19 protein-coding genes and 2 tRNA genes are annotated in these 22,841 nt (G+C 50.4%); 12 read left to right on the top strand and 9 right to left on the bottom strand.

Going from position 1 to position 22,841, the window contains the following annotated elements:
• Positions 1–50: 50 nt before the first annotated feature.
• From CHL74_RS06540 to CHL74_RS06530, 3 genes are read right to left on the bottom strand one after another with little or no spacing between them, the layout of a single operon-like run.
• The gene (locus tag CHL74_RS06540) at positions 51–1,166 is read right to left on the bottom strand and encodes a hypothetical protein (protein ID WP_141241258.1); all 1,116 of its coding nucleotides are present in this window, start codon (positions 1,164–1,166) and stop codon (positions 51–53) included.
• A gap of 44 nt (positions 1,167–1,210) precedes the next feature.
• Positions 1,211–3,691 (bottom strand): GEVED domain-containing protein, encoded by a 2,481-nt coding sequence (locus CHL74_RS06535; RefSeq protein WP_094880362.1) that lies wholly within the window; start codon positions 3,689–3,691, stop codon positions 1,211–1,213.
• A gap of 15 nt (positions 3,692–3,706) precedes the next feature.
• A complete protein-coding gene (locus CHL74_RS06530; protein WP_141241257.1) occupies positions 3,707–3,925 on the bottom strand; it encodes a hypothetical protein in 219 nt (72 codons plus the stop codon).
• Between the two features lie 255 nt (positions 3,926–4,180).
• Between CHL74_RS06530 and CHL74_RS06525 the strand changes: the two genes are divergently transcribed.
• Together CHL74_RS06525 and CHL74_RS06520 are read left to right on the top strand one after the other, a co-directional pair.
• Positions 4,181–4,936 (top strand): DUF5020 family protein, encoded by a 756-nt coding sequence (locus CHL74_RS06525; protein ID WP_094880360.1) that lies wholly within the window; start codon positions 4,181–4,183, stop codon positions 4,934–4,936.
• Between the two features lie 51 nt (positions 4,937–4,987).
• Positions 4,988–6,286 (top strand): NCS2 family permease, encoded by a 1,299-nt coding sequence (locus CHL74_RS06520; protein ID WP_094880359.1) that lies wholly within the window; start codon positions 4,988–4,990, stop codon positions 6,284–6,286.
• 253 nt (positions 6,287–6,539) lie between these two features.
• Here the strand turns inward: CHL74_RS06520 and CHL74_RS15750 are convergent, their stop codons facing one another.
• On the bottom strand, positions 6,540–6,695 hold the full coding sequence (locus tag CHL74_RS15750; RefSeq protein WP_176452187.1) for a hypothetical protein: 156 nt from the start codon (positions 6,693–6,695) through the stop codon (positions 6,540–6,542).
• 652 nt (positions 6,696–7,347) lie between these two features.
• Here CHL74_RS15750 and CHL74_RS06515 point away from each other — a divergent pair.
• The 8 genes from CHL74_RS06515 to CHL74_RS06480 all read left to right on the top strand — a co-directional run bounded on the left by CHL74_RS06515 (position 7,348) and on the right by CHL74_RS06480 (position 14,620).
• Complete coding sequence (locus CHL74_RS06515; RefSeq protein ID WP_094880358.1) at positions 7,348–8,469, top strand: ATP-binding protein; 1,122 nt, start codon at positions 7,348–7,350, stop codon at positions 8,467–8,469.
• Between the two features lie 64 nt (positions 8,470–8,533).
• Positions 8,534–8,941 carry a hypothetical protein gene (locus tag CHL74_RS06510; RefSeq protein WP_094880357.1) on the top strand — a complete coding sequence of 136 codons (408 nt, stop codon included), beginning with the start codon at positions 8,534–8,536 and terminating at the stop codon, positions 8,939–8,941.
• A 54-nt stretch (positions 8,942–8,995) separates the two neighbouring features.
• A complete protein-coding gene (locus tag CHL74_RS06505) occupies positions 8,996–9,544 on the top strand; it encodes a DUF1599 domain-containing protein (protein WP_094880356.1) in 549 nt (182 codons plus the stop codon).
• 18 nt (positions 9,545–9,562) lie between these two features.
• Positions 9,563–11,635, top strand: coding sequence for a BT_3928 family protein (locus tag CHL74_RS06500; protein ID WP_094880355.1), 2,073 nt, complete (start codon positions 9,563–9,565; stop codon positions 11,633–11,635).
• Positions 11,636–11,744: 109 nt separating this feature from the next.
• Positions 11,745–12,461, top strand: a complete 717-nt coding sequence (locus CHL74_RS06495) for an SPOR domain-containing protein (RefSeq protein WP_094880354.1) — start codon at positions 11,745–11,747, stop codon at positions 12,459–12,461.
• A 46-nt stretch (positions 12,462–12,507) separates the two neighbouring features.
• Positions 12,508–13,098 carry a GTP cyclohydrolase I FolE gene (gene folE / locus CHL74_RS06490; RefSeq protein ID WP_094880353.1) on the top strand — a complete coding sequence of 197 codons (591 nt, stop codon included), beginning with the start codon at positions 12,508–12,510 and terminating at the stop codon, positions 13,096–13,098.
• An 83-nt stretch (positions 13,099–13,181) separates the two neighbouring features.
• A complete protein-coding gene (locus CHL74_RS06485; protein WP_094880352.1) occupies positions 13,182–13,862 on the top strand; it encodes a DUF4840 domain-containing protein in 681 nt (226 codons plus the stop codon).
• Positions 13,863–13,864: 2 nt separating this feature from the next.
• Positions 13,865–14,620 carry an exodeoxyribonuclease III gene (locus CHL74_RS06480; protein ID WP_094880351.1) on the top strand — a complete coding sequence of 252 codons (756 nt, stop codon included), beginning with the start codon at positions 13,865–13,867 and terminating at the stop codon, positions 14,618–14,620.
• A gap of 126 nt (positions 14,621–14,746) precedes the next feature.
• On the opposite strand, the gene tsaE is transcribed toward CHL74_RS06480, so the two are convergent.
• From tsaE to CHL74_RS06455, 5 genes are all read right to left on the bottom strand, one after another.
• Positions 14,747–15,160, bottom strand: coding sequence for a tRNA (adenosine(37)-N6)-threonylcarbamoyltransferase complex ATPase subunit type 1 TsaE (tsaE, locus tag CHL74_RS06475; RefSeq protein WP_094880350.1), 414 nt, complete (start codon positions 15,158–15,160; stop codon positions 14,747–14,749).
• Positions 15,161–15,204: 44 nt separating this feature from the next.
• Positions 15,205–16,758, bottom strand: coding sequence for a bifunctional response regulator/alkaline phosphatase family protein (locus CHL74_RS06470; RefSeq protein ID WP_094880349.1), 1,554 nt, complete (start codon positions 16,756–16,758; stop codon positions 15,205–15,207).
• Positions 16,759–16,817: 59 nt separating this feature from the next.
• Positions 16,818–20,207 carry a type IX secretion system periplasmic lipoprotein PorW/SprE gene (gene porW / locus CHL74_RS06465; RefSeq protein WP_441339042.1) on the bottom strand — a complete coding sequence of 1,130 codons (3,390 nt, stop codon included), beginning with the start codon at positions 20,205–20,207 and terminating at the stop codon, positions 16,818–16,820.
• Between the two features lie 64 nt (positions 20,208–20,271).
• Positions 20,272–20,658, bottom strand: coding sequence for a hypothetical protein (locus tag CHL74_RS06460; RefSeq protein WP_094880347.1), 387 nt, complete (start codon positions 20,656–20,658; stop codon positions 20,272–20,274).
• 39 nt (positions 20,659–20,697) lie between these two features.
• Positions 20,698–21,951, bottom strand: coding sequence for a 3-phosphoshikimate 1-carboxyvinyltransferase (locus CHL74_RS06455; RefSeq protein WP_094880346.1), 1,254 nt, complete (start codon positions 21,949–21,951; stop codon positions 20,698–20,700).
• A gap of 231 nt (positions 21,952–22,182) precedes the next feature.
• Between CHL74_RS06455 and CHL74_RS06450 the strand changes: the two genes are divergently transcribed.
• Both CHL74_RS06450 and CHL74_RS06445 read left to right on the top strand, forming a co-directional pair.
• Positions 22,183–22,256 (top strand) — tRNA-Pro (locus CHL74_RS06450).
• 110 nt (positions 22,257–22,366) lie between these two features.
• Positions 22,367–22,440 (top strand) — tRNA-Arg (locus CHL74_RS06445).
• Positions 22,441–22,841: the final 401 nt, after the last annotated feature.

Raw genomic sequence — 22,841 nt, 5'->3', positions numbered from 1 at the left:
AATCATAACTCTCAACTCTAAACTTTCAACTCTCAATTCCAATATTCAAACTATCTTACGATGATCTTCTTGGCGTTTCCGCCGGTCTTTACGATGTATGCACCTCGCTCGTTCAGCTTCGGTGCGTTGCCTACGGTGCCCTTCGAAACCACCGCACCCTTCATGTCATAGACGATGACAGGTGTGTCAGAGCTGAGGTTTTCCGTTTCGGCAGAGAGTGTGTTGATGCCGGTAGGATGGTCTTCCGGTCTGAGATACTGTATGCGCGACTCAGGACTGACACCCTCATAGCTGTACGAAGAGACTGTGTAAGCATAGTCCTCACCCTCGTCAAGGTCCGTTGTGGAGATGTAGAGGTGGTAGCATTCGAGGTCGTCCTTCACGAACTCGTGGTGATAAAGCGCCTTCGCTGTTTCGTTCTTCTTCAGCACCTGCCAAATCTGGAGGTCGTCAATGTAATAGTACATGGCGGTCTGGTTGCCCATTTCGTAGCCGGAGAAGAGAATGTCGCTGTTCTCAACGCCGCCTTTAAGCGTGAACTCCATGTCCTGCCATTCCGTCGTAACGTCTATTTCCTTCATGTCAAGGATTTCGTTAGGCATCGTGTCGGTGTTGCGAAGCATCACTCTCATCTTCTTTGTCTGACCGTCACCCTTTATTCTGAACTTGAAATGCACATCGCCGTCGCCGTTTCTCAGGTCAGAGATGTTCATGAAGAGGGCTGCGTTGGCACTCGTAAAGTTGAATGCTCCGTTAAGGCAAAGCTCGCCGTCGACACCCGCCTGATTGAGCGTCTGCCATCCGCAACGCTTCGGATCGCCCAATGGCTGCTGCACGAAGCTGTTGTCCGGTGTGACGTTGTTGACGGGATTCTCCTCTGTTCCCTCCGACTTGAGGTAGCTGAAGTCTGTATTGAGCAGATAGAACTTTGATTCTTCCGGATTGTCCGTACCTGTCTTTACTACGTAAGCACGGACATAATAGCCGATGGCGTTGCCGGGATTCTCATCCACCGGCACCCAGTTGGCATAGAATCCGTACTCGCTTATTGACGAAGGAGCCTCCGATTCGGGAACCGGCAGGTCGTTGATGATGATAAACTGTGCGCTTGCTGTTGAGGCTGTCATAGCCATCATTGCGCCTAAAAGTATAGACTTGAGTTTCATAAGCGTTCTCCTTTCTTTATGAAAAAAGTTATGTTGTTTAGGGTTTATCTTACGGCTATTGTGGCTGTCTTGACCGTCTCGTCGTCCATCACCGCCTTTGCCACGTACATGCCGTTGGGCAATGCGGCTGCGCTTACGGCGTTGGTGTCGAAGTCGATGGCCACCTGTCTGCCGTCGATGGTGTAGAGAGCTATGTATGCCACATGGCTGGAGGTGTTGAGCACGATGCGGCGGTCAGCCGAAACATAGAAGTCGGACGGCGCGTCGCCTTCGAGCAACTTGACTGATGTGGGTGTGCTGAGGTCCAGATAGACTGGCACCTTCACCGATGATGCCAGCGGATCGTTGGTCTTCATGCGTATTACGGCGTCATAAACGTCGCCTCCAAGCTTGGCTGCATTGGTGCTGACGCTGAGCTTCTGCTGTTCGCCGGCTGCCAAGGAAGCCTTGTCCTTGTCGATGCTGAGCCAGCTGACGGCAGGCGTGCGTTGTCCGGTTACGTTGGCGCGGATGAGCACGTTGCCCTCGTAGCCAAGGTCGGCAAGCGAGAACCAGTAGTTGTTGTTTTCTACGCAGATGAGGTCGCCGAAGCCTACGGCTGTCGGACCGCCGTCAATGCCCACCAGATAATCAATGTTCTTACATCCCTCAAGGGCACATCCGATGAAGAGATCCTCCTCGCCGATGGTTACAGGAGAGTCCAGCTCGATGTGGTTCCATGAGTCAGCCACAGCTTCGAACTGCTGCTTCATGACGTTGGCGCCACTCATAAACTGCGTTCCTGCTCCCTTCCATACTGCCACGAACGACTTGCGTGCAGGAGTTGCCACGTAGATGTCGATGGACGAAATCTTCATGCCAGCGATGCTCTTCAGGGCGTTGCCGGGATAGTAATGAGCGTAATTTACGTAGATGTTGTCCGATCCTGTGTAGGCAGTGTAGTCGTTGGCGTATGAAAGGCTCAATGCATTGTTGTCCTCTGCCTTCCATGCGCTCTCCGCATACTTGGCTTCCGCCTTTGCATATCTTACGACAGGCGGTTCGGCTCCCATGGCTTTCGGCGACTTGTAAATGGGCGAAACGTCAGGAGAGAGGGGCAGACGATAGTCGATGGTGTAGTCGACGTTGAGGTCAGCGTTGCCTTCGTTGCTCACGAGCAGCTCGTGCTTCTGTGCAGCATTGTCGCTTGTCACGTCTATCTCCATGCGGTCGAGCGTCAGGGCAGGTGTGTTGTCGGGACGAACCACGTTGATGGTGTAGTCCTCAGTCTCGCCGAACGTGTAAGTCTCGCAAGGCGAAACGTCCTTGTCGCTGACAATGATGCGCATGGTCTTCTCGCCAGCTGTGGCGTAAGCGTTGTCCGGAATCTTTATGGAGAGAGTGCTGCGCGGCACGTAACCCATAAACTCTCCTGCATCGTCAAAGACGCCGTTGCCGTTCCAGTCTACCCATACCTTGAGGAAGTCGCCCTTGTTGGCGAGTTTCTCCACGTTGAGAGTAAGTGTCTGGCCGGGCTTTATGTCGGTCTTGAGGTTGCGGTAGTCAGAGTATTGTCCCCAGTCGCTCTCGTTGTGAATGTCGCCGAGGTCCACAGACTTGATATACTTATACTGTGCCGTGTATGTGCTTCGCGACGTACACGAACCGAGATTGTTGGTGGTGTTGAAGCTGATGGTGCGTTCAGCGTAGTGGTCGTCGCCCGGCGTGACGTTCTCGATGGTGAAGCGGTGCGTGCCCACTTCCGAGCAGTCGGGGCGTGTGCGGAACGTATACTTATATACAGTGCCGGCATAAATGGTTTCGCCGATGGTTTCCTGAGCTATTATCTTGTCGTCCTGCGTAAGGCGAAGCGTGGCGTCGCTGATGTTTGACGAACCGTAGTTTGACAGTTCTACCTGCACCTTGGCGTACTTGCCGCGCTCCGTGGTCTCTGGAGCAAGGATGCGCGTAAACTTGAGTCCCTTCTTTGCAAGCGTCTGCGAGGCGTCTCCCGTCATACAGTAATTGAAGCATCCTGCATAGTCTGTGGTAACAGGCGATCCTGGCGTATACATTCTGAGTATGCCGCTGTGCGTGACGTTAGCGTCATGTGCGAGACAGAAAGCATAGCTCTGCTTCTCGTCGGTGTCTGCAGCATAAACGCAGACAAATCCGTTCTCCATTCTTACATATTCCTTCGTCTTGAGCAGGAATCCGTAGATGGGCACCACTTCCTCGCCGTGCGTCTCGTCACCTGCCGTACCCTTCGATTTCTCGCCGTATACGTCCATCTCCTCGGAGTAGACAAGGTCGCCGGGCTGTCCGTTGTTGTTGGTATAGAACTCCACACCCATCCTCAGCGGCTTGGTAGGCACGTAATTGTCAAGAGCCAGACGGCTGAGGCACGAAACGCTGTCGCACGTGTAGCTGGTGTTCATAAACACGCCGTACACCTTGATGCCGTCGATGGGATTGGCGTTGCCGTCGAAAGCCATGAAAGCCTTGGCACGGATGTAGTTGCCCTTGTTGTCGATGCAAAGCGACATGTCAGAGCGTCCGAATCACTTGTTGCCCTTAACCGAAAGGTCGAAAGGTTCGGCGTGTACCGTGTTTGCAGGACAAGGCATTGTGCCGTTTATCCATGCGCGGAGCGGACCGGAATCAGCAGCTGCCGTTCCGATGGTTACTTGGTGTGATAGTGGGTTACCGTCTGTGGCGAATGCGCCTACCGAAACGGTAGCCATTGCGGCTAATAATAATACGCGTAAATGTTTCTTCATACGCAAAAGGTTTTTGGTTGTTATTCGTTGCAAAGATAAGCATTCTGCTTGTTTTTGATAAACATATTGTTGTTTTTTTTGATAAAAAGTTGTATTTTGTAATAATTGTGATGAATTGTGGGGGAATAGTTGATAAATCACAATAGAATATAAAAACGGACCTGACAGAGTACGAAAGTGATAGCTATATAGTTATTGTTATGAAAATTTTATATAATTTTGCAAAATCATTCACAAACAACTCTTTTTAAAATAATGAAAGCTAACAAACTTACAGCCATTGCCATACTTTTGGCGGCTCTCTTTTTCGCCACGCCGAAGGCAAAGGCGCAGGTAAACGCTCAGGTGCTCTACGATTTCGGCAGCGACCGCGAGTTCGTAACCCTTACGCTTGAGATGTTCAAGCAGGACAAGTGGGGTAACACGTACTTCTTTGTCGACCATGACTTCAACTATGACCAGCACGTAGAGGGTCCGAATCTCGCTCCCGGCGGATCGTACTTCGAGATTGCACGCTGCCTCAACTTCTGGCAGAACTCAGCCATCAAGAACCTTTCGCTTCAGGTGGAGTATAACGGCGGTATAACAAAGTCGTACCCTATCAACAACGCTTGGCTCGTGGGTGTGGACTATTTCATCCACAGCAAGGACTTCAAGAACACGCTCAACCTCAAGGCACTCTATAAGAACATTCAGGAGAAGGACTCTGACGTGCCAATGCAGCTGACCGCCGTGTGGGCTATGAACGACCTCTTCGGTGTGAAGGGCTTGAAGTTTGACGGTTTCGCCGACTTCTGGTGGGAGACACACGCCGTGGACTTCCGTGAGGACGGCACATGCGACACAAAGAAGACCGTATTCATCACGGAGCCGCAGCTCTGGTATAACGTGGGTCAGCACTTCGGATGCGACAACCTCAGCCTTGGTGGTGAGGTGGAGCTTTCCAACAACTTCGGTTCGACGGGTGGCTTTAAGTGTCGTCCGTGCCTCGGTGTCAAGTGGGATTTCTAATCTGCGGACATAATAATAACATCAAACCCCTTTAACACAATATTATAAGTTATGTTCTTAAAACTCTTAGGATTCGATCCTGCCAAGAACAATCTCAAGACGGAGATAATGGCAGGCATAACCACGTTCCTTACGATGGCGTACATCCTCGCCGTCAACCCTAACATCTTCTCCAACCTTGCTTCGCAGGGCATGGACACCAACGCCGTCTTCACATCCACGGCATTGGCTGCCATCGTCGGCACGCTCGTCATGGCTTTTTATGCCAAGAAGCCTTTCGGACTTGCCCCCGGCATGGGTCTGAACGCCTTCTTCGTATTCACTGTCTGCCTTACGATGGGCTATTCGTGGCAGTTTGCGCTGACCGCCATCCTCATCGAAGGCATCCTCTTCATCCTCATGACCGTGACGAAGATACGTACGCTCATCGTGGACGCCATCCCCGCTACGCTGAAGCGAGCCATCGGAGCCGGCATCGGACTCTTCATAGCCTTCATCGGCCTTAAGAACGCCGGCATCATCATCTCTAACGACGCCACCTTTGTTAGCATCGGACATCTCACAAGCGGATCGGCTCTGCTCGGCGTTATCGGCATTATCCTCACCTCCGTACTTGTCATCAAGAACGTGCCCGGATCGTTGCTTATCGGCATCATCGGCACAGCCCTGATAGGAGTGCCGATGGGACTGACATCGTTCAGCGGCTTTGTGGACACACCGCCTTCCATCGCCCCGATATTCTGCCAGTTCGAGTTCCACAACATCATGACCATCGACATGGTTATCGTGGTGTTCACGTTCCTCTTCATCGACATGTTCGACACGATGGGTACGCTCGTGGGCGTCTGCACCAAGGCAGGCATGATGCGTAAGGACGGATCAATCCCCGGACTCAACAAGGCGTTCATGGCTGATGCCATCGCCACGGTTGCAGGTTCGTGCCTCGGCGCCAGCACCACCACCACGTACGTGGAGAGCGCTTCGGGAGTGGCACAGGGAGGACGCACCGGTGTAACGGCTCTCGTCACCGCCTGCTGCTTCGCCATAGCATTGTTCTTCGCCCCCGTATTCCTTTCCATCCCCTCGGCAGCCACATCGCCCGTGCTCGTAATTGTAGGACTGTTCATGCTTTCGCCGATTAAGGACATCGACCTTGACAACTACGCCGAGTCAATCCCGGCGTTCATCACCATCGTGATGATGCCCCTCACATACAGCATCTCCGACGGCATCCTCTGCGGCGTCATCGCCTACGTTGCCATCAACATAATCTGCGGAAACTGGAAGAAGCTGAACCTTACCCTATACATCCTCGCCTTCCTCTTCGTGATGAAGTATATATTTATATAGGTATAGGCTTAAGTGAATACAACATCAAAGGGTGTGCATTCTGTTTTCCTTATAGGAATAACAAGGAATGCACACCCTTTTTGTTGTGTTTGATACAAATAATTGATAATAAGCAACTTATCCATTCTATAATTCGGTAAAATGCATAAAATCGTTGTTTAAACTACGGTAAAATGCATAAGGCATACACCTGTTGATCGGTATCAGCTATATGAGCGTTGTGTGAATATTCCTTTATGCAATTGTGACAAACTTAGGAGGCTATGGCGTCTCGCCGTAGCCACGCACCCACAAATGCAAGCAGATTGAGTATTGAGTTGCGGGTTCCGCGTGTCCCTGCTATGGTAGGCTGCGTGGCTACGGCGAGACGCCATAGCCTCCTATGTTTGCCTTGTCTGCTGTAATTCACAACTGAATAATTCAAAATCGCAGGCGAAGCCGAGAATAATTCCTAATTCAAAACTCAAAATTCCTAATTCGGACGCCTTGCCGTCCGACACAATATTTGCATTTCTAACGCTCAATACTCCCAGTTGAGCGCACAACAAAATCTTTGGTGCGAAATTCTTGAGTTTTGAGCGGTTTGAGCTAATATGTTTATACACAGTATGTTATGCGGTTTTTGGACGAGACGTTATGAAATCAGACTCGCAAAAGAGCCGTTTTTTGCTGCAATAGCGCCACTTTTACACTACAATAGTGCCACTATTATCATGCAATAGTGCCACTTTTACTGTCTAATAGTGGCACTTTCGGAGTGTAAAAGTGGCTCTATCGTATGGCGTGGGTGCTGTTTGCATAGCAAAACACCGTAAAAACAGCAAATCAGAACTCTATAATCAATTTTTATTTTGTAACATGTTTTTACTCTTTGTACGATATTTGCATGGTGGACATGAAGGACACGTTGGGCTGCTATTCCATGAATATTATGATATTTGTGGATTGTATTCCGAGAATATTTAAATATTTATGGATTTGATTCCGAAAATATTTAAATATTCTTGGAATAGCGAATGTAAATTCGTATCTTTGCATCATAATCAGAAATGTGTAAAGTTATGATAACAAGAATATTAGAGTCGCGAATACGTGAGCGGATAAATAAGGGTAGGGCAATCATCGTATTCGGTGCACGTCAAGTGGGTAAGACAACCCTCCTGCGAAATATGCTTAAAGACAGCGATGCGCTATGCCTTAACGGTGATGACGCTGATGTTCGCATGCTTTTCAGTGATGCCACATCAACACGTCTGCGAGCTATTATCGGCACAAAGAAGATAGTGTTCGTGGATGAAGCGCAACGCATACCCGATATAGGCATTGTGCTGAAGCTTATTATCGACAACAATCCTGACATCCAGGTTTATGCCACAGGCAGTTCTTCCTTTGGTCTTGCCAATATCATCAACGAACCACTTACTGGCAGGAAGTATGAGATGCAGATGTTCCCGCTCTCGTTTGCCGAGCTTTCCGATCATCATGGGCTTTTGGAAGAAAAGCGTATGCTTGAGCATCGCCTTGTCTACGGCAGTTATCCTGCTGTCGTGAACAGTGTGGGCGAAGAGCGCGAAGTGCTTCAGGAGCTTACAGACAGCTATCTTTACAAAGACATTTTTATGTTTGACAAGATAAAGAAGAGCGAGAAGATTGTGAAACTCCTTCAAGCTCTTGCTTTTCAGATTGGTTCGGAAGTGTCGTACAACGAATTGGCACAGATTTGCGGACTCGATTCGAAGACTGTCGACTCATACGTACAATTGCTCGAGCAAGCATTTGTGGTGTTCCGTCTCCCGTCTTACAGTCGTAATCTGCGTAACGAGCTGAAGTTCGCTAAGAAAGTGTACTTCTGGGATTGCGGCATTCGCAATGCTGTTATTGGTAATTTCATGTTGCCGGAAGTGCGTCAGGACATTGGAGCGCTGTTCGAGAACTACATAATATCCGAGCGTCTTAAGAAGCTGTCATACGCAGGCGCCTACACCCGTCCCTACTTTTGGCGTACTTCCACCAAACAGGAAATCGACTTTATTGAGGAAACTGACGGACAGCTTGCTGCTTATGAGTTCAAATGGAATCCACGCAAGACAGCTAACGTCCCGTCATCATTCGCTCGCAGCTATCCCGACGCTACATTCAAGGTTGTCACACGCGATGATTACTATGAATTTCTTGGGCTATAAATGATAGTTAAAAAATGGAATTTTCTTGTCGTTTGCGTGATATTGTTGTACTTTTGTCGACGTAATGAAAAGAATATTGCTTACATTCATGGTCGGAACGGCGCTTGTGGCTTGCGCTCCGACTGAAGACGAGAAGGCTCAGCCTACGCTCGATAACATAGAAAAGTTGTATGCTGAGGGCAAGTATGCTGCGACGCTCGACTCCATAACGTCGCTGCGCGAACGCTTCCCTATGGCGGTGGAGGCACGTAAGAAGGCGTTGAAGATATGGCAGGACGCTTCGCTGAAGATGGCGCAGAAGGACGTGGCTGAGACTGACATAAAGCTGCAGGAGGCCATCAGCATGGCGGAAAACGAGACGGATAGACTGAAACGCGCATTGCTCGGAGCCAAGCGAGATTCGCTACAGGCACGTTATGAGGCGATGTGCGGAGTGGTAAGAATGATACGAATGAGGCAGAAACAGCAGTAAAAATCAGCCTTTTCTTGCTCATATCGAGAGAATTTCGTATTTTTGCGCCGAATTATGGATACAACTAAAACAGAGGAACAATTCAGAGCCGTGATGCAGGAGTGTCGTACGCTCTTCGAGAAGAAACTTCATGATTATGGAGCTTCGTGGCGCATATTGCGTCCGTCGTCCCTCACAGACCAACTTTTTATCAAGGCAAAGCGCATCCGCTCACTTGAAACGACGGGCACATCGCTCGTCGGAGAGGGCATACGCCCAGAATTTATCGCACTTATTAATTATGGTATAATCGGGCTGATTCAGCTCGAGCATGGCTTCGTGGACACCGTGGACATCAATCCTGCACAGGCTATGGAGATGTATGACCGCCACGCCAAGGAATGCCTTGAACTGATGCTCCGCAAGAACCACGACTATAACGAGGCGTGGCGAGACATGCGTGTGAGCAGCTATACCGACTTCATACTCACCAAGATACAGCGTGTAAAGGAGATGGAAGATCTTCAGGAAGGCACGCTCGTCTCCGAAGGCATCGACTCCAACTACATGGACATCATCAATTATGCCTGCTTCGGAGCCATAAAGACCGTGGACGGTCAGTAAAACGAAAAACGTAAGGACATGAAGAAGCTGCGTATCATAATCGTGAATATATGCCGGCTCTTGCTCGCGCTGACGTTCATACTGTCAGGATACGTGAAGGCAGTCGACCCGCTTGGCACGCAATACAAGCTGGACGACTATCTGATTGCGATGTCGCTGTCTGACTATGTGCCGGACTTTGTTACGCTTGGTGGTGCCGTCGGGCTTGCCGCCCTCGAGTTTTCGCTCGGCATCTTCCTGCTCTTCTCAGTACGACGACGCATAGTGCCGCGCCTGATACTGGCGATGATGGTGTTTATGACAGCGCTGACGGTATGGATTTACGCCGCCGACCCGGTGAAAGACTGCGGATGCTTCGGCGATGCCATAAAGCTTACCAATGGCGAGACATTGGCGAAGAACATCGTGCTGCTCGTCTGTGCCATAGTTGTGGCAAGGTGGCGCAAGGACATGAAGAGGCTCATATCGAAGAGCAACCAGTGGATAGTGCTGAACTATACGGTCATCTACATCGTGCTCACAAGCCTATATTGCCTCTATGCCCTCCCCACATTCGACTTCCGTCCCTATCGTGTGGGCACGGACATAAAGAAAGGTATGGAGATACCGGAGGGAGCAGAACAACCTGAGTTTGTCACCACCTTCATCATGAAGAAGGACGGACAGACGAAGGATTTCACACTTGAGAATTATCCTGACTCTACATGGGAGTTCGTCGACTCGAAGACCGTGCAGACAAAGGCAGGATATGAGCCGCCCATCCACGACTTCTCCATAACGCTCAACAGCACGGGAGAGGACATCACGGAGGCGGTGCTCAGTCATAAGGGCTACACCTTCCTGCTTATATCGCCGCATCTCGGCTATGCCGACGACTCTAACTTCGGCAACATAGACCAGATATACGAGTATGCCACGGACTATAAGGTGCCCTTCTATTGCCTCACGGCAAGTACGGAGAAGGACATCCAGCGTTGGATAGACATGACGGGAGCCGAATATCCCTTCTGCACCACCGACGAACGGACGCTCAAGACTGTCATAAGAAGCAATCCGGGACTGCTCCTCCTCAAGGACGGAGTGATAATAGGAAAGTGGAGCCACAACCAGCTGCCCACCACCGACGAGCTGACCGCGCCGCTCGGCAAGCTTGAGATAGGGCAGATGCCGAAGGACAACACAGCGTCGCGCATACTGAAGGTGCTCATGACCTTCGTGCTGCCGCTGCTTTTGCTGACCATAGCCGACAGAATGTGGGCATGGAGCAAGTGGGTAAGAAACAAGGAAAAGTCAAACAAATTATATCAATTCTTTAAAAACAATAGGAAAATGAGAAAGAAAATTGTAGCAGGTAACTGGAAGATGAATCTTAACCTGCAGGAGGGTGTAGCACTTGCAAAGGAAATCAACGAGGCTCTCGCAGCTGAGAAGCCCAACTGTGACGTTGTAATCTGCACACCGTTCGTTCACCTCGCTTCTGTAGCTCAGGTGCTCGACGCTTCAGTAGTAGGTCTTGGTGCTGAGAACTGCGCCAATAAGGAGAAGGGTGCTTACACAGGCGAGGTTTCTGCCTCTATGGTAAAGAGCACAGGTGCACAGTATGTTATCCTCGGTCACTCAGAGCGTCGCCAGTACTACGGCGAGACAGCTGAGATCCTGAAGGAGAAGGTAGACCTCGCTCTTGCTAACGGTCTGAAGGTTATCTTCTGCTGCGGCGAGACTCTCGAGGAGCGTGAGGCTGAGAAGCAGAACGAGGTAGTGAAGGCTGAGCTCGTTGGCTCTGTATTCCACCTTGACGCTGAGGCTTGGAAGAACATCATCATCGCTTACGAGCCGATCTGGGCTATCGGTACTGGCAAGACTGCCACATCTGATCAGGCTGAGGAAATGCTCGCATACATCCGCTCTATCGTTGCTGAGAAGTACGGCAAGGAGGCTGCTGAGGAGACATCTATCCTCTACGGTGGCAGCTGCAAGGCAAGCAACGCTCCTGAGCTCTTCTCTAAGCCCAACATCGACGGTGGCTTGATCGGTGGCGCTTCTCTGAAGTGCGCTGACTTCAAGGGCATCATCGACGCTTGGAAGAAGTAATCAGCGAAGAGGGATGAACATATCATCACTTCATTGAATTTAACAAAAACAGTGGGACAGCGGACAAGGATTCCGTCGTCCCACTGATTTTCCGTTTATTAAGCACGATATGAAAACCAACATCAGACGCATCTTCTACACTCTGACATTAGCACTCTGCATCACGACTACAGCCGGAGCGCAATCGTTCACCCAGCATCTGCAGGAAAAGAAGCAGGCGAAGGGAAGCGTAACCGTGACACAGAGCAAAGAGATAGAAGACCTTGTGAATAAGGCTGACGTCAGCGCGGCGAAGCAGGAGCAGCAGCACGTGACGAAGAAACCGACAGAGCATGCCGACTCTTCAAAGACTCGTCATGAGGCACAGACACCTCATAAGAACGAAACTCTTAAGCATGAGCCTGACTCTGCCAAGCATCATGATGCCGACTCCTCCAAGCATCACGATGCCAAGGAGCATCATGAAGCACAGCCTCCTAAGGAGAAGCATGAGCAGACGCAGCCCGAAACGAAGACCGAGGAGCCTTACGTAGACACAAGCAAGAAGGTGATGAGACGCTCGTACAAGGTGAATGGTTACCGTGTGCAGGTGTTTGCCGGCGGCAATTCAAGGGCTGACAAGCAGAAAGCACAGCAGGCTGGCAATGCCGTAAAGCGTGCCATGCCGGACCAGCCGGTGTACGTGCATTTCTATTCACCTCGATGGATTTGCCGTGTAGGCAACTACCGCTCATACCAAGAGGCCAACCGTGTGCTCACGCAGGTGAAGAAACTCGGATATAGACAGGCGTGCATCGTCAGCGGAAAAATAAACGTAGCGTATTAAGTCGCGTAATAACTTGATATAAAACTCAAAACTCAAAAATATAAATATGGATAATCCGGAATACAGAGAAGGTCTGGACGACCTTGCATCACACTATAAGAGCATTCTCACGCTGCTTGGAGAAGACGTGGAACGCGAAGGACTTGTGAAGACACCGATGCGCGTGGCAAAGGCCATGCAGGTGCTCACACGCGGATATACGCAGGACCCTAAAAAGGTATTGACGGACGCGCTCTTCAAGGAAGACTACAATCAGATGGTGGTGGTGAAGGACATCGACCTCTTCTCGCTTTGCGAGCATCACATGCTGCCTTTCTATGGCAAGGCACACGTGGCTTACATCCCCAACGGATACATCACCGGACTAAGCAAGATAGCCCGTGTTGTTGACATTTTCTCACACCGTCTGCAGGTGCAGGAGCGCCTTACGCAGCAGATTCGCGAGTGCATCGAGGAGACACTCCATCCGCTCGGCGTCATGGTTGTGATAGAGGCAAAGCACATGTGCATGCAGATGCGCGGCGTGGAGAAGCAGAACTCCATAACCGTTACGTCCGACTTCTGTGGCGCTTTCGAGCAGGCCAAGACAAGACAGGAGTTTATGGAGCTGGTCAATTCCAACTCGCATAAATTCTAAAAAAACTTGACTCCCTCAGGCAAGATATACGTTAATCGTGCATTTAATGTATAGATTAACAACTAAAAAATAAACAAAGAACAATGAAAAATCTCAAGACTATTCTATTGTCTGTATTCGGAATGATGGCCATCGCCATCTCCTTCACATCGTGCAACACTGACTCGACGGACTATTCCATCGACTATCAGACCCAGAAGCAGTATCAGTCGACTATGGCTAATATGTATTCTGGTAAGATGCGCGTCTATTATGCCGACGCTCAGAAGCAGCAGTACGTGAAGTACGACTCTGTTCAGACACGCTGGACCGTGCGTACTGACTCTACGCTGACCGTGTCTGACTTCCCCGTAAGCGTGCTCGACTCATGCATCAACCTTAACACTCCTTACGCAGGATCAAACAACCAGGAGGTTCAGAAGCTTCGCAGCCTTAAGGAGGCAATCGGTAAGCTGGACACAAAGCTTGACCTCAAGTGCTACTATTATGTGCCCACAACGTCATTCGTGACCAGTTCAGCCATCTCGTTCTTCGTCAATCCGATCTACTTCAAGCAGACTCTCGAGTATGACGGTGGCAAGCACGATGTCTACTTTGTGTTCCTTACCAACAACTTCGGAGGCAACTACAACTACACGACACGCACCTTCGAGTTCAACATGTACCTCAACTCGATTACGTTCGACAAGGCTCCGGTTGACTTCAACAATCAGGTGTCAAAAATGTTCTTCCGCAATCTCTTATTCACCTGTCTTTCTAAGTAATTATGAAGTTTATCTCATGGAATGTCAACGGACTGCGCGCCTGTGTGCAGAAGGGCTTTGAGGAGTCTTTCCGTACGCTTGATGCCGACTTCTTCTGCCTTCAGGAGACGAAGATGCAGGCGGGACAGTTAGACCTTCAGTTTGAAGGCTACAGCTCATACTGGAACTATGCCGACAAGAAAGGCTATTCAGGTACTGCCATCTATACGCGTCTCAAGCCGTTGTCGGTCAGCTATGGCATAGGAGAAGAGAAGGACGAACACAACCATGAGGGCCGTGTCATCACGTTGGAGATGGACGATTTCTTCCTCGTAACGTGCTATACGCCCAACTCGCAGGACGGTCTGCGCCGTCTGGACTACCGCATGACATGGGAGGACGACTTCCTTGCGTACATCAAGACGCTTGACGCCCGCAAGCCAGTCATTCTCTGTGGCGACCTTAATGTGGCGCACGAGGAGATTGACCTGAAGAATCCGAAGACCAATCGCAAGAACGCCGGATTCACGGACGAGGAGCGTGCGAAGATGACAAGGTTTCTTTCAGAGGGCTTTGTCGATACGTTCAGAACGCTTCACCCCGACGATCCTACCTATTCGTGGTGGTCTTACCGATTCAAGGCACGCGAGAAGAACGCCGGATGGCGCATCGATTACTTCATCGTATCGGAACGACTGATGAGCCGTGTGACCGCAGCATCCATACATAACGAGGTGTTCGGCAGCGACCATTGCCCCGTGGAGCTTGTCATCGAATAAGCTTTCATAACCTTATAGATAATCTCTTATGACCTTATCAATGGTCTTTTATGGCCTTATAAGGGAATAACAAAAAAAATCCGCAACGCCATTCTGTTAGCGTTGCGGATTTTTTTGTAACGACAGTTAGAACTTTACGATTCTTCCGCCGTCCTCCGTTTCCTCTATGCTTACCTTTACGGCATCCTCAGGAAGCAGGTCTTCTATGAGTTCGGGCCACTCAAGGAAGCAGATACTGCCACCATAGAAGTAGTCTTCATAGCCCATATCGTACACTTCTTCCAGTTTCTTGATGCGATAGAAGTCGAAGTGGTAGATGGTATCGCCTGTCTTCTGGCTTGTATATTCGTTTACGATGGCGAAAGTGGGCGACGTTATTACGTCCTCCACGCCCATTTCCTCACATATAGCCTTGATGAAGGTGGTCTTTCCGGCTCCCATCTTGCCATAGAAAGCAAACACCTTGCCGTTGCCCATATTGGCAATGAACTGCTTGGCAGCCTCGTTTATGTCTGCCAGGGAATTGATTCTGATTTCCATAAATATATGTATTATCCGTTTACGGTTTTATTTTTATTGTCGTTTTACTTCTTCCTCGGGCTCAGCGTTATCAGCGGAATGAGCATCTCTTCCATCGAAATGCCACCGTGCTGGAACGTGTCGCGATAGTAAGATACGTAGTAATTGTAGTTGTTGGGGTAAGCGAAGAACGTGTTGCCCGTAGCGAAGACGTACGAAGTGGAGATGTTCGGCGCAGGCAACTGAGCTTCTTGCGGATTCTTTATAACGAATACCTCCTTCGATTGGCAGTTCAGATTCTTGCCGAGCTTATACCTCAGGTTGGTGTTGGTGTTGCGGTCACCCACTATCTTCACCGGCTTCGAGGCGCGGATACTGCCGTGGTCGGTGGTGAGAATAATCTTACAGTCGCGCTGTGAGAGCGCTTTCAGAAGGTCAGCCATCACCGAATGGCGGAACCATGAGAGCGTAATGCTGCGGTAAGCCGACTCGTTGTTGGCAAGTTCGCGCACCATCTTCGATTCTGTTCGGGCGTGCGAAAGCATGTCAATGAAGTTGACCACCACCACATTAAGGTCGTTCTTCATCAGATCGCTGAGACGTTCGAGCAGCTTGTCGGCACCGACCGAATCGTTAATCTTGTGGTAAGAGAACGTATCGTGGCGACGGAACCTCTCTATCTGCTTCTTCAGCAGCGGCTCCTCGTTGATGTTCTTGCTCTCGTCCTCGTCCTCGTCAATCCACAGTTCGGGGAACATCTTCTCTATCTGCTTCGGCATAAGACCGGAGAAGATGGCGTTACGTGCGTACTGTGTGGCTGTAGGCAGGATGCTCATATACATGTCTTCCTCAATGTCAAACATGTCGCCGATTTCCTGCGCCAATAGTTTCCACTGGTCGTAGCGGAAGTTATCTATTACGATGACGAATACCTTGTCGCCGCCGTTGATGGCAGGAAACACCTTGCTCTTGAATATATCCGGGCTCATGAGCGGACGGTCAGTCTGTCCGGGAGCCACCCAACTGAGATAGTTGTTCTTGATGAACTTGGCGAAAGCGTTGTTTGCCTCTTCCTTCTGCATCTGCAGCATCTCCGTCATGCCCGAGTCTGTGTCAGAAAGCTCAAGCTCCCAATGCACAAGACGACGGTAAACGTCCTTCCATTCATCCACGGTTCGGCTGTCGCCAATCTGCATTGTGATGTTCTGGAAGTTCTGCTGATATCCTGTCTGCGTCACTTCCGTGACTATCTGACGCTGGTGAATGTTCTTCTTCAGGGTCAGCAATATCTGGCTTGGATTGACAGGCTTGATGAGATAGTCGGCTATCTTCGAACCTATGGCTTGGTCCATGATGTTCTCCTCCTCACTCTTTGTCACCATGACAACGGGTGTGGCGGGCTGTATGTCCTTTATCACTTGCAGCGTTTCCAGTCCGGTCAGGCCCGGCATCATCTCGTCCAGCAAGATGAGGTCGAAGGTCTGCTGTCGGCATTCCTCTATGGCGTCCGTGCCGTTGCTTACCGTAGTGACATCGTAGCCTTTCTTCTCAAGAAATATGATATGGGCTTTAAGGAGTTCAATCTCGTCATCCACCCATAATAAGTGTCCTGTGCTCATTGTCAATTTCCTTTATATGATGATGTATTATGTTACTAATAATCCTTCCGACTCATTGCTTAGAATCCGTCCAACTCGTAGTATTCGTCGTCGAAATCCGTGCTGTTGTTCTGCTTCTTATTCGAGCCTGAGCCGCTGTTTGTGGCAGGCTGTTGGTCGTCACCGAAGTAGAACTCGTCCTCCAGCGACTTTGACGAAGGCTTCTCCTTCTGCACCGGCTGCTCTTTAACGGCAGGTTTCTGCTCCTGAACGGCAGGTTTCTGTTCGTTAACAGTCGGTTTCTGCTCCTTAACAGCAGGTTTCTGTTCAGTAATAGGCTCCTCTATAATCAGATTCTGCTCCACGTTTGGCTTTGTCGGCTCCTCCTTGACGGTCGGCTCCTCTATTATTGTGGTGCCGCCCGGTTCGTCCTTAACAGTCGTCGTCGGCTCCATAGTTACGGTCGTTCCTGATTCCTCCTTCACGGTATTGCCCGTTGCGGGAGCCTCTATGAGCGTCTCGCCCTCCTGCTTTCCTTCCGTCGGATTGTCCTGCAAGTCCAGGAAAGTATCGGTAGAACCGTTGCCAGCGTTCGGATTGTCGAGGTCGTACGAGCCGTCTTCCGGCATTTCCCTCTTGTCGTCCTTAGGCTTCGGTGTTGTCACGGTCTCCGGAACATTGAGCAGTTGCTCGTTGCTAATCTTTATCGGAGCGAAGTGTTTGTCGTAGAAGCGTGCATAATCGTCGTAGCTGAACTGTCGTCCGAGCAACGGCAAGTTCTGCTCGCTTATTATAATAGTGCGGTTTCTGCCTATCAATGACGTGATGGTCTTGTTGGTGAAGAGCTGTCTTACGTACTGCAAAGCCTCGTCATAGTTGCGGAATCCGCTCACCTTCATGCGATGAATGCCGTCAGCATCCTCCACGGCGATGTCGAAATTGCGCACGAGGAAGCTGGTGAAGTTATACCTTGCAAGCTCGAAGAGCAGTCGGTTTTCGTCCGTAGAGTCCGGCTTGTAGGCTATCATGAATGTGAAGGCGGCAAATCGTTCGTCCGACAATTCGCGTACAGCGGTAGAGTCGTTGTCGGTCAGCACCTCCGAACGTCTTTCCCAAACATTGTCAAGGTCGAACTTTCCGCCCTTGAGACGCTTTCCTTCGCTGACGCCCTTCACTATCATGCCCGCCATTTCAGCTACTCCGCTTTGTGGCCATTTCTTCACCACCGTGTTCATATCCTCAAGACAACCATCAGCGTCGCCCTCGTTAAGCTTCGACAATCCGCCTATAAAGACAAACTTGTCGCGGTTGGCGCCGAGCGGGAAGCGGCTGTCGGATATGCGCACATTGCCACTCACCTCCGCGTAACGAGCCGCCTTGAAGGCATCGTACGTCGAGGCATACAGCGAGTCTTCCATGTGTACGCCGAGCTTGGCGTTCTCCACGAAGTAAGGGTCGGATAGGAGAGTGGTCCATTCGCTTTCGGGATATTCCTTCTTCAGGCGTTCCACATATCTTTCCGCCACATCCGTTTCGCCCTTCCTCATATAGAGCAGATACATGTGATAATATGCGTCCGCCATCTTCTCGAAGTCGGGATATTGGCTTGTCAGTCGTTTGAGCTGCTTCTCTGAGAGCGGCAGGTTGTTGAGCTTGTCCTTGAAGATTACGCCTGCATTGAACAGACCGTCCTCAATTATCTTGTTGCTCGCCTCAATCTGATCCTCCGTAAACGGAATCTGCGCCAGATAATACTCGCGCTTGTGCGGGTCGTTCTGGGCGCTGTCCGCTATCTGAGCCAGCGAGTCCTCTATGGCTTCCTGACGTGCGATGGAGTCGAGCTGAGCCTCGCTAAGCTCCGTTTCCTCCTGATTGCCGCCGAAGTTCACCACCGTCTTGTTGACGCGCTGCCAGTTGTCCACGTTCTCGCGCTTGCCCCACATTTTCTGGAAGGCAGCCTTACCCTGGCTTACAGCCGTGGCGTTATAGAAATACCACAGACCGTTGTTTTGTTGATTGGTATTGTTCTGCTGTCGGTTGTTCTGCTGCTGCATGTTGTTGCCGGCACCGTTCTGCTGCATTGTCTCCTGCGCATTCTGCTCAGCCAGTCGGTCACGTTCCTCCTTCTCCTTGCGCTTCAGTTCGGCAATGGTTCGGTCGATGGCAGCGTTGCGGTCCTTCTCGTCCATCTTGGCAAGTGTCTGCAGCGAGTCCTGCAGGTGTACGGCGTCGGTATATGGCACCAGCTGGTCGAGCACCTTCGAGCGATGAGACAGTTCCTCGTAGTCCTTACGTTCCTTGTCCAGCAGTCCGATGGCCTCGCCATAGCATCTCTGGGCATCGTTATAGCGCTCCATCTCCCAATAGATGTCGCCCAACTTGAGCAGGAGCACGCCCTTCTCGATGCCCGACCTTGTGGCTTTGGCGGCACCGCGCTCGTATGCGCTGATGGCTTTAGCCGTGTCGTTTTGAGCCAGATAAATATTGCCGATGGCATAATACACCTGATCCAGATATTCCTTGTTCTTGTCCGAAGCCGCCATTCTCTTCAGTCGGCTCACCATTTTCTTCCATTGTCCGCCTGACATCACCTCCGTCATGGCAATGCGTGCGTTGAACTCCACCTCGTAAGGCGGATTCTGCCTTATCACGCGCTTGTAGGCGCGCATCGCCTCCGCCTTGTTGCCGAGCGCCGCCTGCATCTGTCCCATCAGATACCACTCGCGGGCACGCTGCTTGCGTCGCATCTCATGCTTTATCACCTTTCTGAGATAGGGTATGGCTTTGGCGTAGTCGCCCGTGTGGATGTAGTAGTCGGCATAGGTGTAGTCCCATTCCTTACGTGCAGACCAGTGGATGGAGTCGCGCTCCATGTTTCTCACCACGTCTTCGGCGTCGTAGAGCCAGCCCTCCTCCAGGTAGCATTTGGCGAGCCAAGCCCTCGACTTGGCGTATATGGCGGGCTGCGTCTGATACAGACGACCCATGTAAGCGAATGTGGAGGCAGCCTCGTCAAAGGCGCCCTTATAGAACTGCGACCTTCCCATAAGCATCCAAGCCTTCCACAGGAACGGGTTATACTCGCGGCGTGACAGCCACTCGATGTCCTTTTCCGTCTTGCGTCGCTTCTTGTCCCAGACGGGACGCTTCTTTATGCTGTGCAGCTTGATGGTCTTCTGACATTTCTCTATGGCCTTCTCGAAGTTGCCTTTGCCTATCTCGCGGCTCTGCTTGTTGCCGACGGTGTAGAGCGGCAGCATCTCCGTGAAGTTGTCCTTGTTGCCGTTCTCTTTCTCGAGCGAACCGTCGATGTAGGCAAGCGTACCATTATAATATGTGTTATAGCGAGCCTTGAATGAATGCCACCATCTTGTCTTCGCCGTATTTTTCTGCGTAGAACATCCTGTCGCAGCCAGAAGGACAGCCGCGAGGAGCATTGGGATGATATGTCGGGTCTTTAGGAGATGCAAAATATTGTGTGTATAAGTGTGTGTTTAGGGAAAATACTGGGCATACAGTATGCAGGAGAATGTCCTACTTGAGCATGATGAACACTTCGTCCTTCAGCTGGTCGGGCAGTTCGATGCCGCGCAAGTTGAGGCTTCGACACCAAGCCGCCACCTCGTCCTGCCGCATGGTGTAGAGCACGTTGGCAAACTCTTCCACCTCCTCGTCCGTGTATGCGTCCGAAGGTGTGCCCTTGAAGGCGTCCAGTTCTTCGTCATCGAAGTATTCAATAGGTTTCGTGGAAGCCTCCATCATGCACTCCTGCTCGCACTTCGTCGATGCGGTGCCGTCGCAGGTGGCACAGGTCTGCTCTACGTGTATGGGCGTGTCGTCATCCTTGCCGCGGTTGGCGATGATCGTTCCTATCGCTGCAAGGATGCCGAGAGCTACTATAGACAGTATCAGTATTGTCACTTGTGCGGTTTTCTTTATATATTATATAATGTGTATTTGTCAGTCCTTTATCTTCTCTATCTTCCATCCTGCCATCTCGAGGTCGTCCCAGAACTGCGGGTACGACTTGGTTACCACCTGCGGATCGTTGATGCGCAGACCGGGGAACTTGATGGCAGCCGGCGCGAACGCCATAGCCATGCGGTGGTCCTGATAGGTGTTGATGGGCTCCATGCTTGCCTCGCAGCGCGTGCCGTCCCAGATGAGCGTGTCGCCGTTCTCGTCGCGCAGCACGTAGCCCAGCTTCTTCAGCTCGCACTTCAACGCCTCTATGCGGTCAGTCTCCTTTATTCTGAGGCTTGCCAGTCCAGTGAGGCGGAAGGGTATGTCCATAAGGGCGCAGGTCACGACGATGGTCTGTGCAAGGTCGGGTGCCGAAAGGAGGTCATAGTCGAGTCGTGGCAGACGGCAGGGCCATTTCTTCAGTCTTACCGTTGGAGCAGCCTCCGTGCCGTTGGATAGGAAGCGGGTTTTCACGCCCATAAGCGAGAAGATATACTTCACGATGGAGTCGCCCTGCTTCGATGCGTCAAACAGACCGTCGAACATTACCGTCGACTCCGGGTCCTCCGCCAAGGTCATCATCTCATACCAGTATGACGAAGCACTCCAGTCGCTCTCGATGATATATTTGTGCTGCTCGTAAGGGTGCGGGTTCACCTTCAGCGTCTCTGAGTCGCTCCAGTCGGCGTCAGCTCCGAACTCCCTCATCATCCACAACGTAAGGTCGATGTAAGGACGCGAGGCGATTCCGCCCGTCATCTTTATCTCCAGCCCGTTTTTCAGAACCGGACCAATCATCAGCAGCGCCGAAATGTATTGCGAGCTGACGTTGGCAGGTATTTCGATGTATCCGCCGTTGAGCGGCTTGCCCTTTATGCGCAGCGGCGGAAAGCCATCCTCGCCGAGATACTCAATGTCGGCACCGAGATAACGCAGCGCATCCACCAATATCTTTATCGGACGCTGCTTCATGCGCTCCGTACCCGTGATGGTGTGCTCGCCCGGCGTAACAGCCAGATAAGCCGTCATGAAACGCATGGCGGTTCCTGCAGCCTTGATGTCTATGGTGTCGGGCCTGTACATCATGGCGTTAACAATCACCTCCGTGTCGTCGCAGACAGACAGGTTCTCCGGCAGCATGTTGCCTTTCGATAGGGCATGGATAATCAAGGCACGGTTACTGATGCTCTTTGATGCTGGCAGCTTCACGGTGGCATCAAGCCGCGAAGGAGCGTTGAGTATATATTGCATGTTTGCTGTTTACTTATATTACTATGCAAATTTAACCAAAAATCCTGAATAACAAGATTAATGTAAGTAAAAACAATAAAGTTACGCATTAGTTAACAAACCGTTTGGTTTCCTTATTGGGCAAGAACGCACCGCAAAACAATAAAAAACGCACGAAAAAGAAAAAAAGTTGCTGATAAATTTGGTGGTTTCAATATAAACCCCTACCTTTGCACCCGCTTACAAGAACAACGGGATGTAGCGCAGTTGGTTAGCGCACGCGTCTGGGGGGCGTGAGGTCGCTGGTTCGAGTCCAGTCATCCCGACAGGTTGTAAAGCAAGAAAGTTTTAAAAAAATACAAATTAAATTTTGTAGATTCAAAAATATTTCTTACCTTTGCATCCGCTTTCAAGAAGCAACGCTTTAAAAGCTTTTGGCTCCGTAGCTCAACTGAATAGAGCATCTGACTACGGATCAGAAGGTTGCAGGTTTGAATCCTGCCGGAGTCACAAAGTTGAATAAACTGAAGAGAGGAATTTACGCAAGTAAGTTCCTCTTTTTTTGTGTATTATGCTAATTGCTAACCTGCAATTCACAAGTTTCGGCTCAAATAATATTGTTGTGTTTTTAACAATCTGCATTTCCTTATGCAAATAACTGTTTTAGGACCACTGGAAAAAGTGTGTGGATATCGTAGTACAATAAAAACACTATATTGTCCGTTTATAAAGTCAAAGAACGGATAAATATGGAAAAGTATAGACTCCTTGCAGAATGTCTTTTGCCCGAACACATGCTGGATTGGTTCGACCTTAAAGACGTGTTTGTAGAGCAAAAGAAAGAAACAAAGCTTGTTCACATATACCTTGACGAAAACGAGCTGAGACCAGGTGACAGAACCGATATTCGT

It is taken from the genome of Prevotella sp. 885 (assembly GCF_002265625.1).
In the GTDB taxonomy this organism is placed as follows: Bacteria; Bacteroidota; Bacteroidia; order Bacteroidales; family Bacteroidaceae; genus Prevotella.
The sequence above is the reverse complement of the archived record's forward strand: the minus strand, read 5'-3'. Positions and strand labels throughout refer to the sequence as shown.

Bases quoted from the DNA above. Each gene is read 5' to 3' on its own strand.
- CHL74_RS06510 (WP_094880357.1), top strand. From the start codon at position 8,534: ATGAAAAGAATATTGCTTACATTCATGGTCGGAACGGCGCTTGTGGCT.
- CHL74_RS06520 (WP_094880359.1), top strand. From the start codon at position 4,988: ATGTTCTTAAAACTCTTAGGATTCGATCCTGCCAAGAACAATCTCAAG.
- CHL74_RS06495 (WP_094880354.1), top strand. From the start codon at position 11,745: ATGAAAACCAACATCAGACGCATCTTCTACACTCTGACATTAGCACTC.
- tsaE (WP_094880350.1), bottom strand. From the start codon at position 15,160: ATGGAAATCAGAATCAATTCCCTGGCAGACATAAACGAGGCTGCCAAG.
- folE (WP_094880353.1), top strand. From the start codon at position 12,508: ATGGATAATCCGGAATACAGAGAAGGTCTGGACGACCTTGCATCACAC.
- CHL74_RS06540 (WP_141241258.1), bottom strand. From the start codon at position 1,166: ATGAAACTCAAGTCTATACTTTTAGGCGCAATGATGGCTATGACAGCC.
- CHL74_RS06525 (WP_094880360.1), top strand. From the start codon at position 4,181: ATGAAAGCTAACAAACTTACAGCCATTGCCATACTTTTGGCGGCTCTC.
- CHL74_RS06505 (WP_094880356.1), top strand. From the start codon at position 8,996: ATGGATACAACTAAAACAGAGGAACAATTCAGAGCCGTGATGCAGGAG.
- CHL74_RS06455 (WP_094880346.1), bottom strand. From the start codon at position 21,951: ATGCAATATATACTCAACGCTCCTTCGCGGCTTGATGCCACCGTGAAG.
- CHL74_RS06515 (WP_094880358.1), top strand. From the start codon at position 7,348: ATGATAACAAGAATATTAGAGTCGCGAATACGTGAGCGGATAAATAAG.
- CHL74_RS06535 (WP_094880362.1), bottom strand. From the start codon at position 3,691: ATGTCGCTTTGCATCGACAACAAGGGCAACTACATCCGTGCCAAGGCT.
- CHL74_RS06470 (WP_094880349.1), bottom strand. From the start codon at position 16,758: ATGAGCACAGGACACTTATTATGGGTGGATGACGAGATTGAACTCCTT.
- CHL74_RS06500 (WP_094880355.1), top strand. From the start codon at position 9,563: ATGAAGAAGCTGCGTATCATAATCGTGAATATATGCCGGCTCTTGCTC.
- CHL74_RS06530 (WP_141241257.1), bottom strand. From the start codon at position 3,925: ATGAAGAAACATTTACGCGTATTATTATTAGCCGCAATGGCTACCGTT.
- CHL74_RS06485 (WP_094880352.1), top strand. From the start codon at position 13,182: ATGAAAAATCTCAAGACTATTCTATTGTCTGTATTCGGAATGATGGCC.
- CHL74_RS06480 (WP_094880351.1), top strand. From the start codon at position 13,865: ATGAAGTTTATCTCATGGAATGTCAACGGACTGCGCGCCTGTGTGCAG.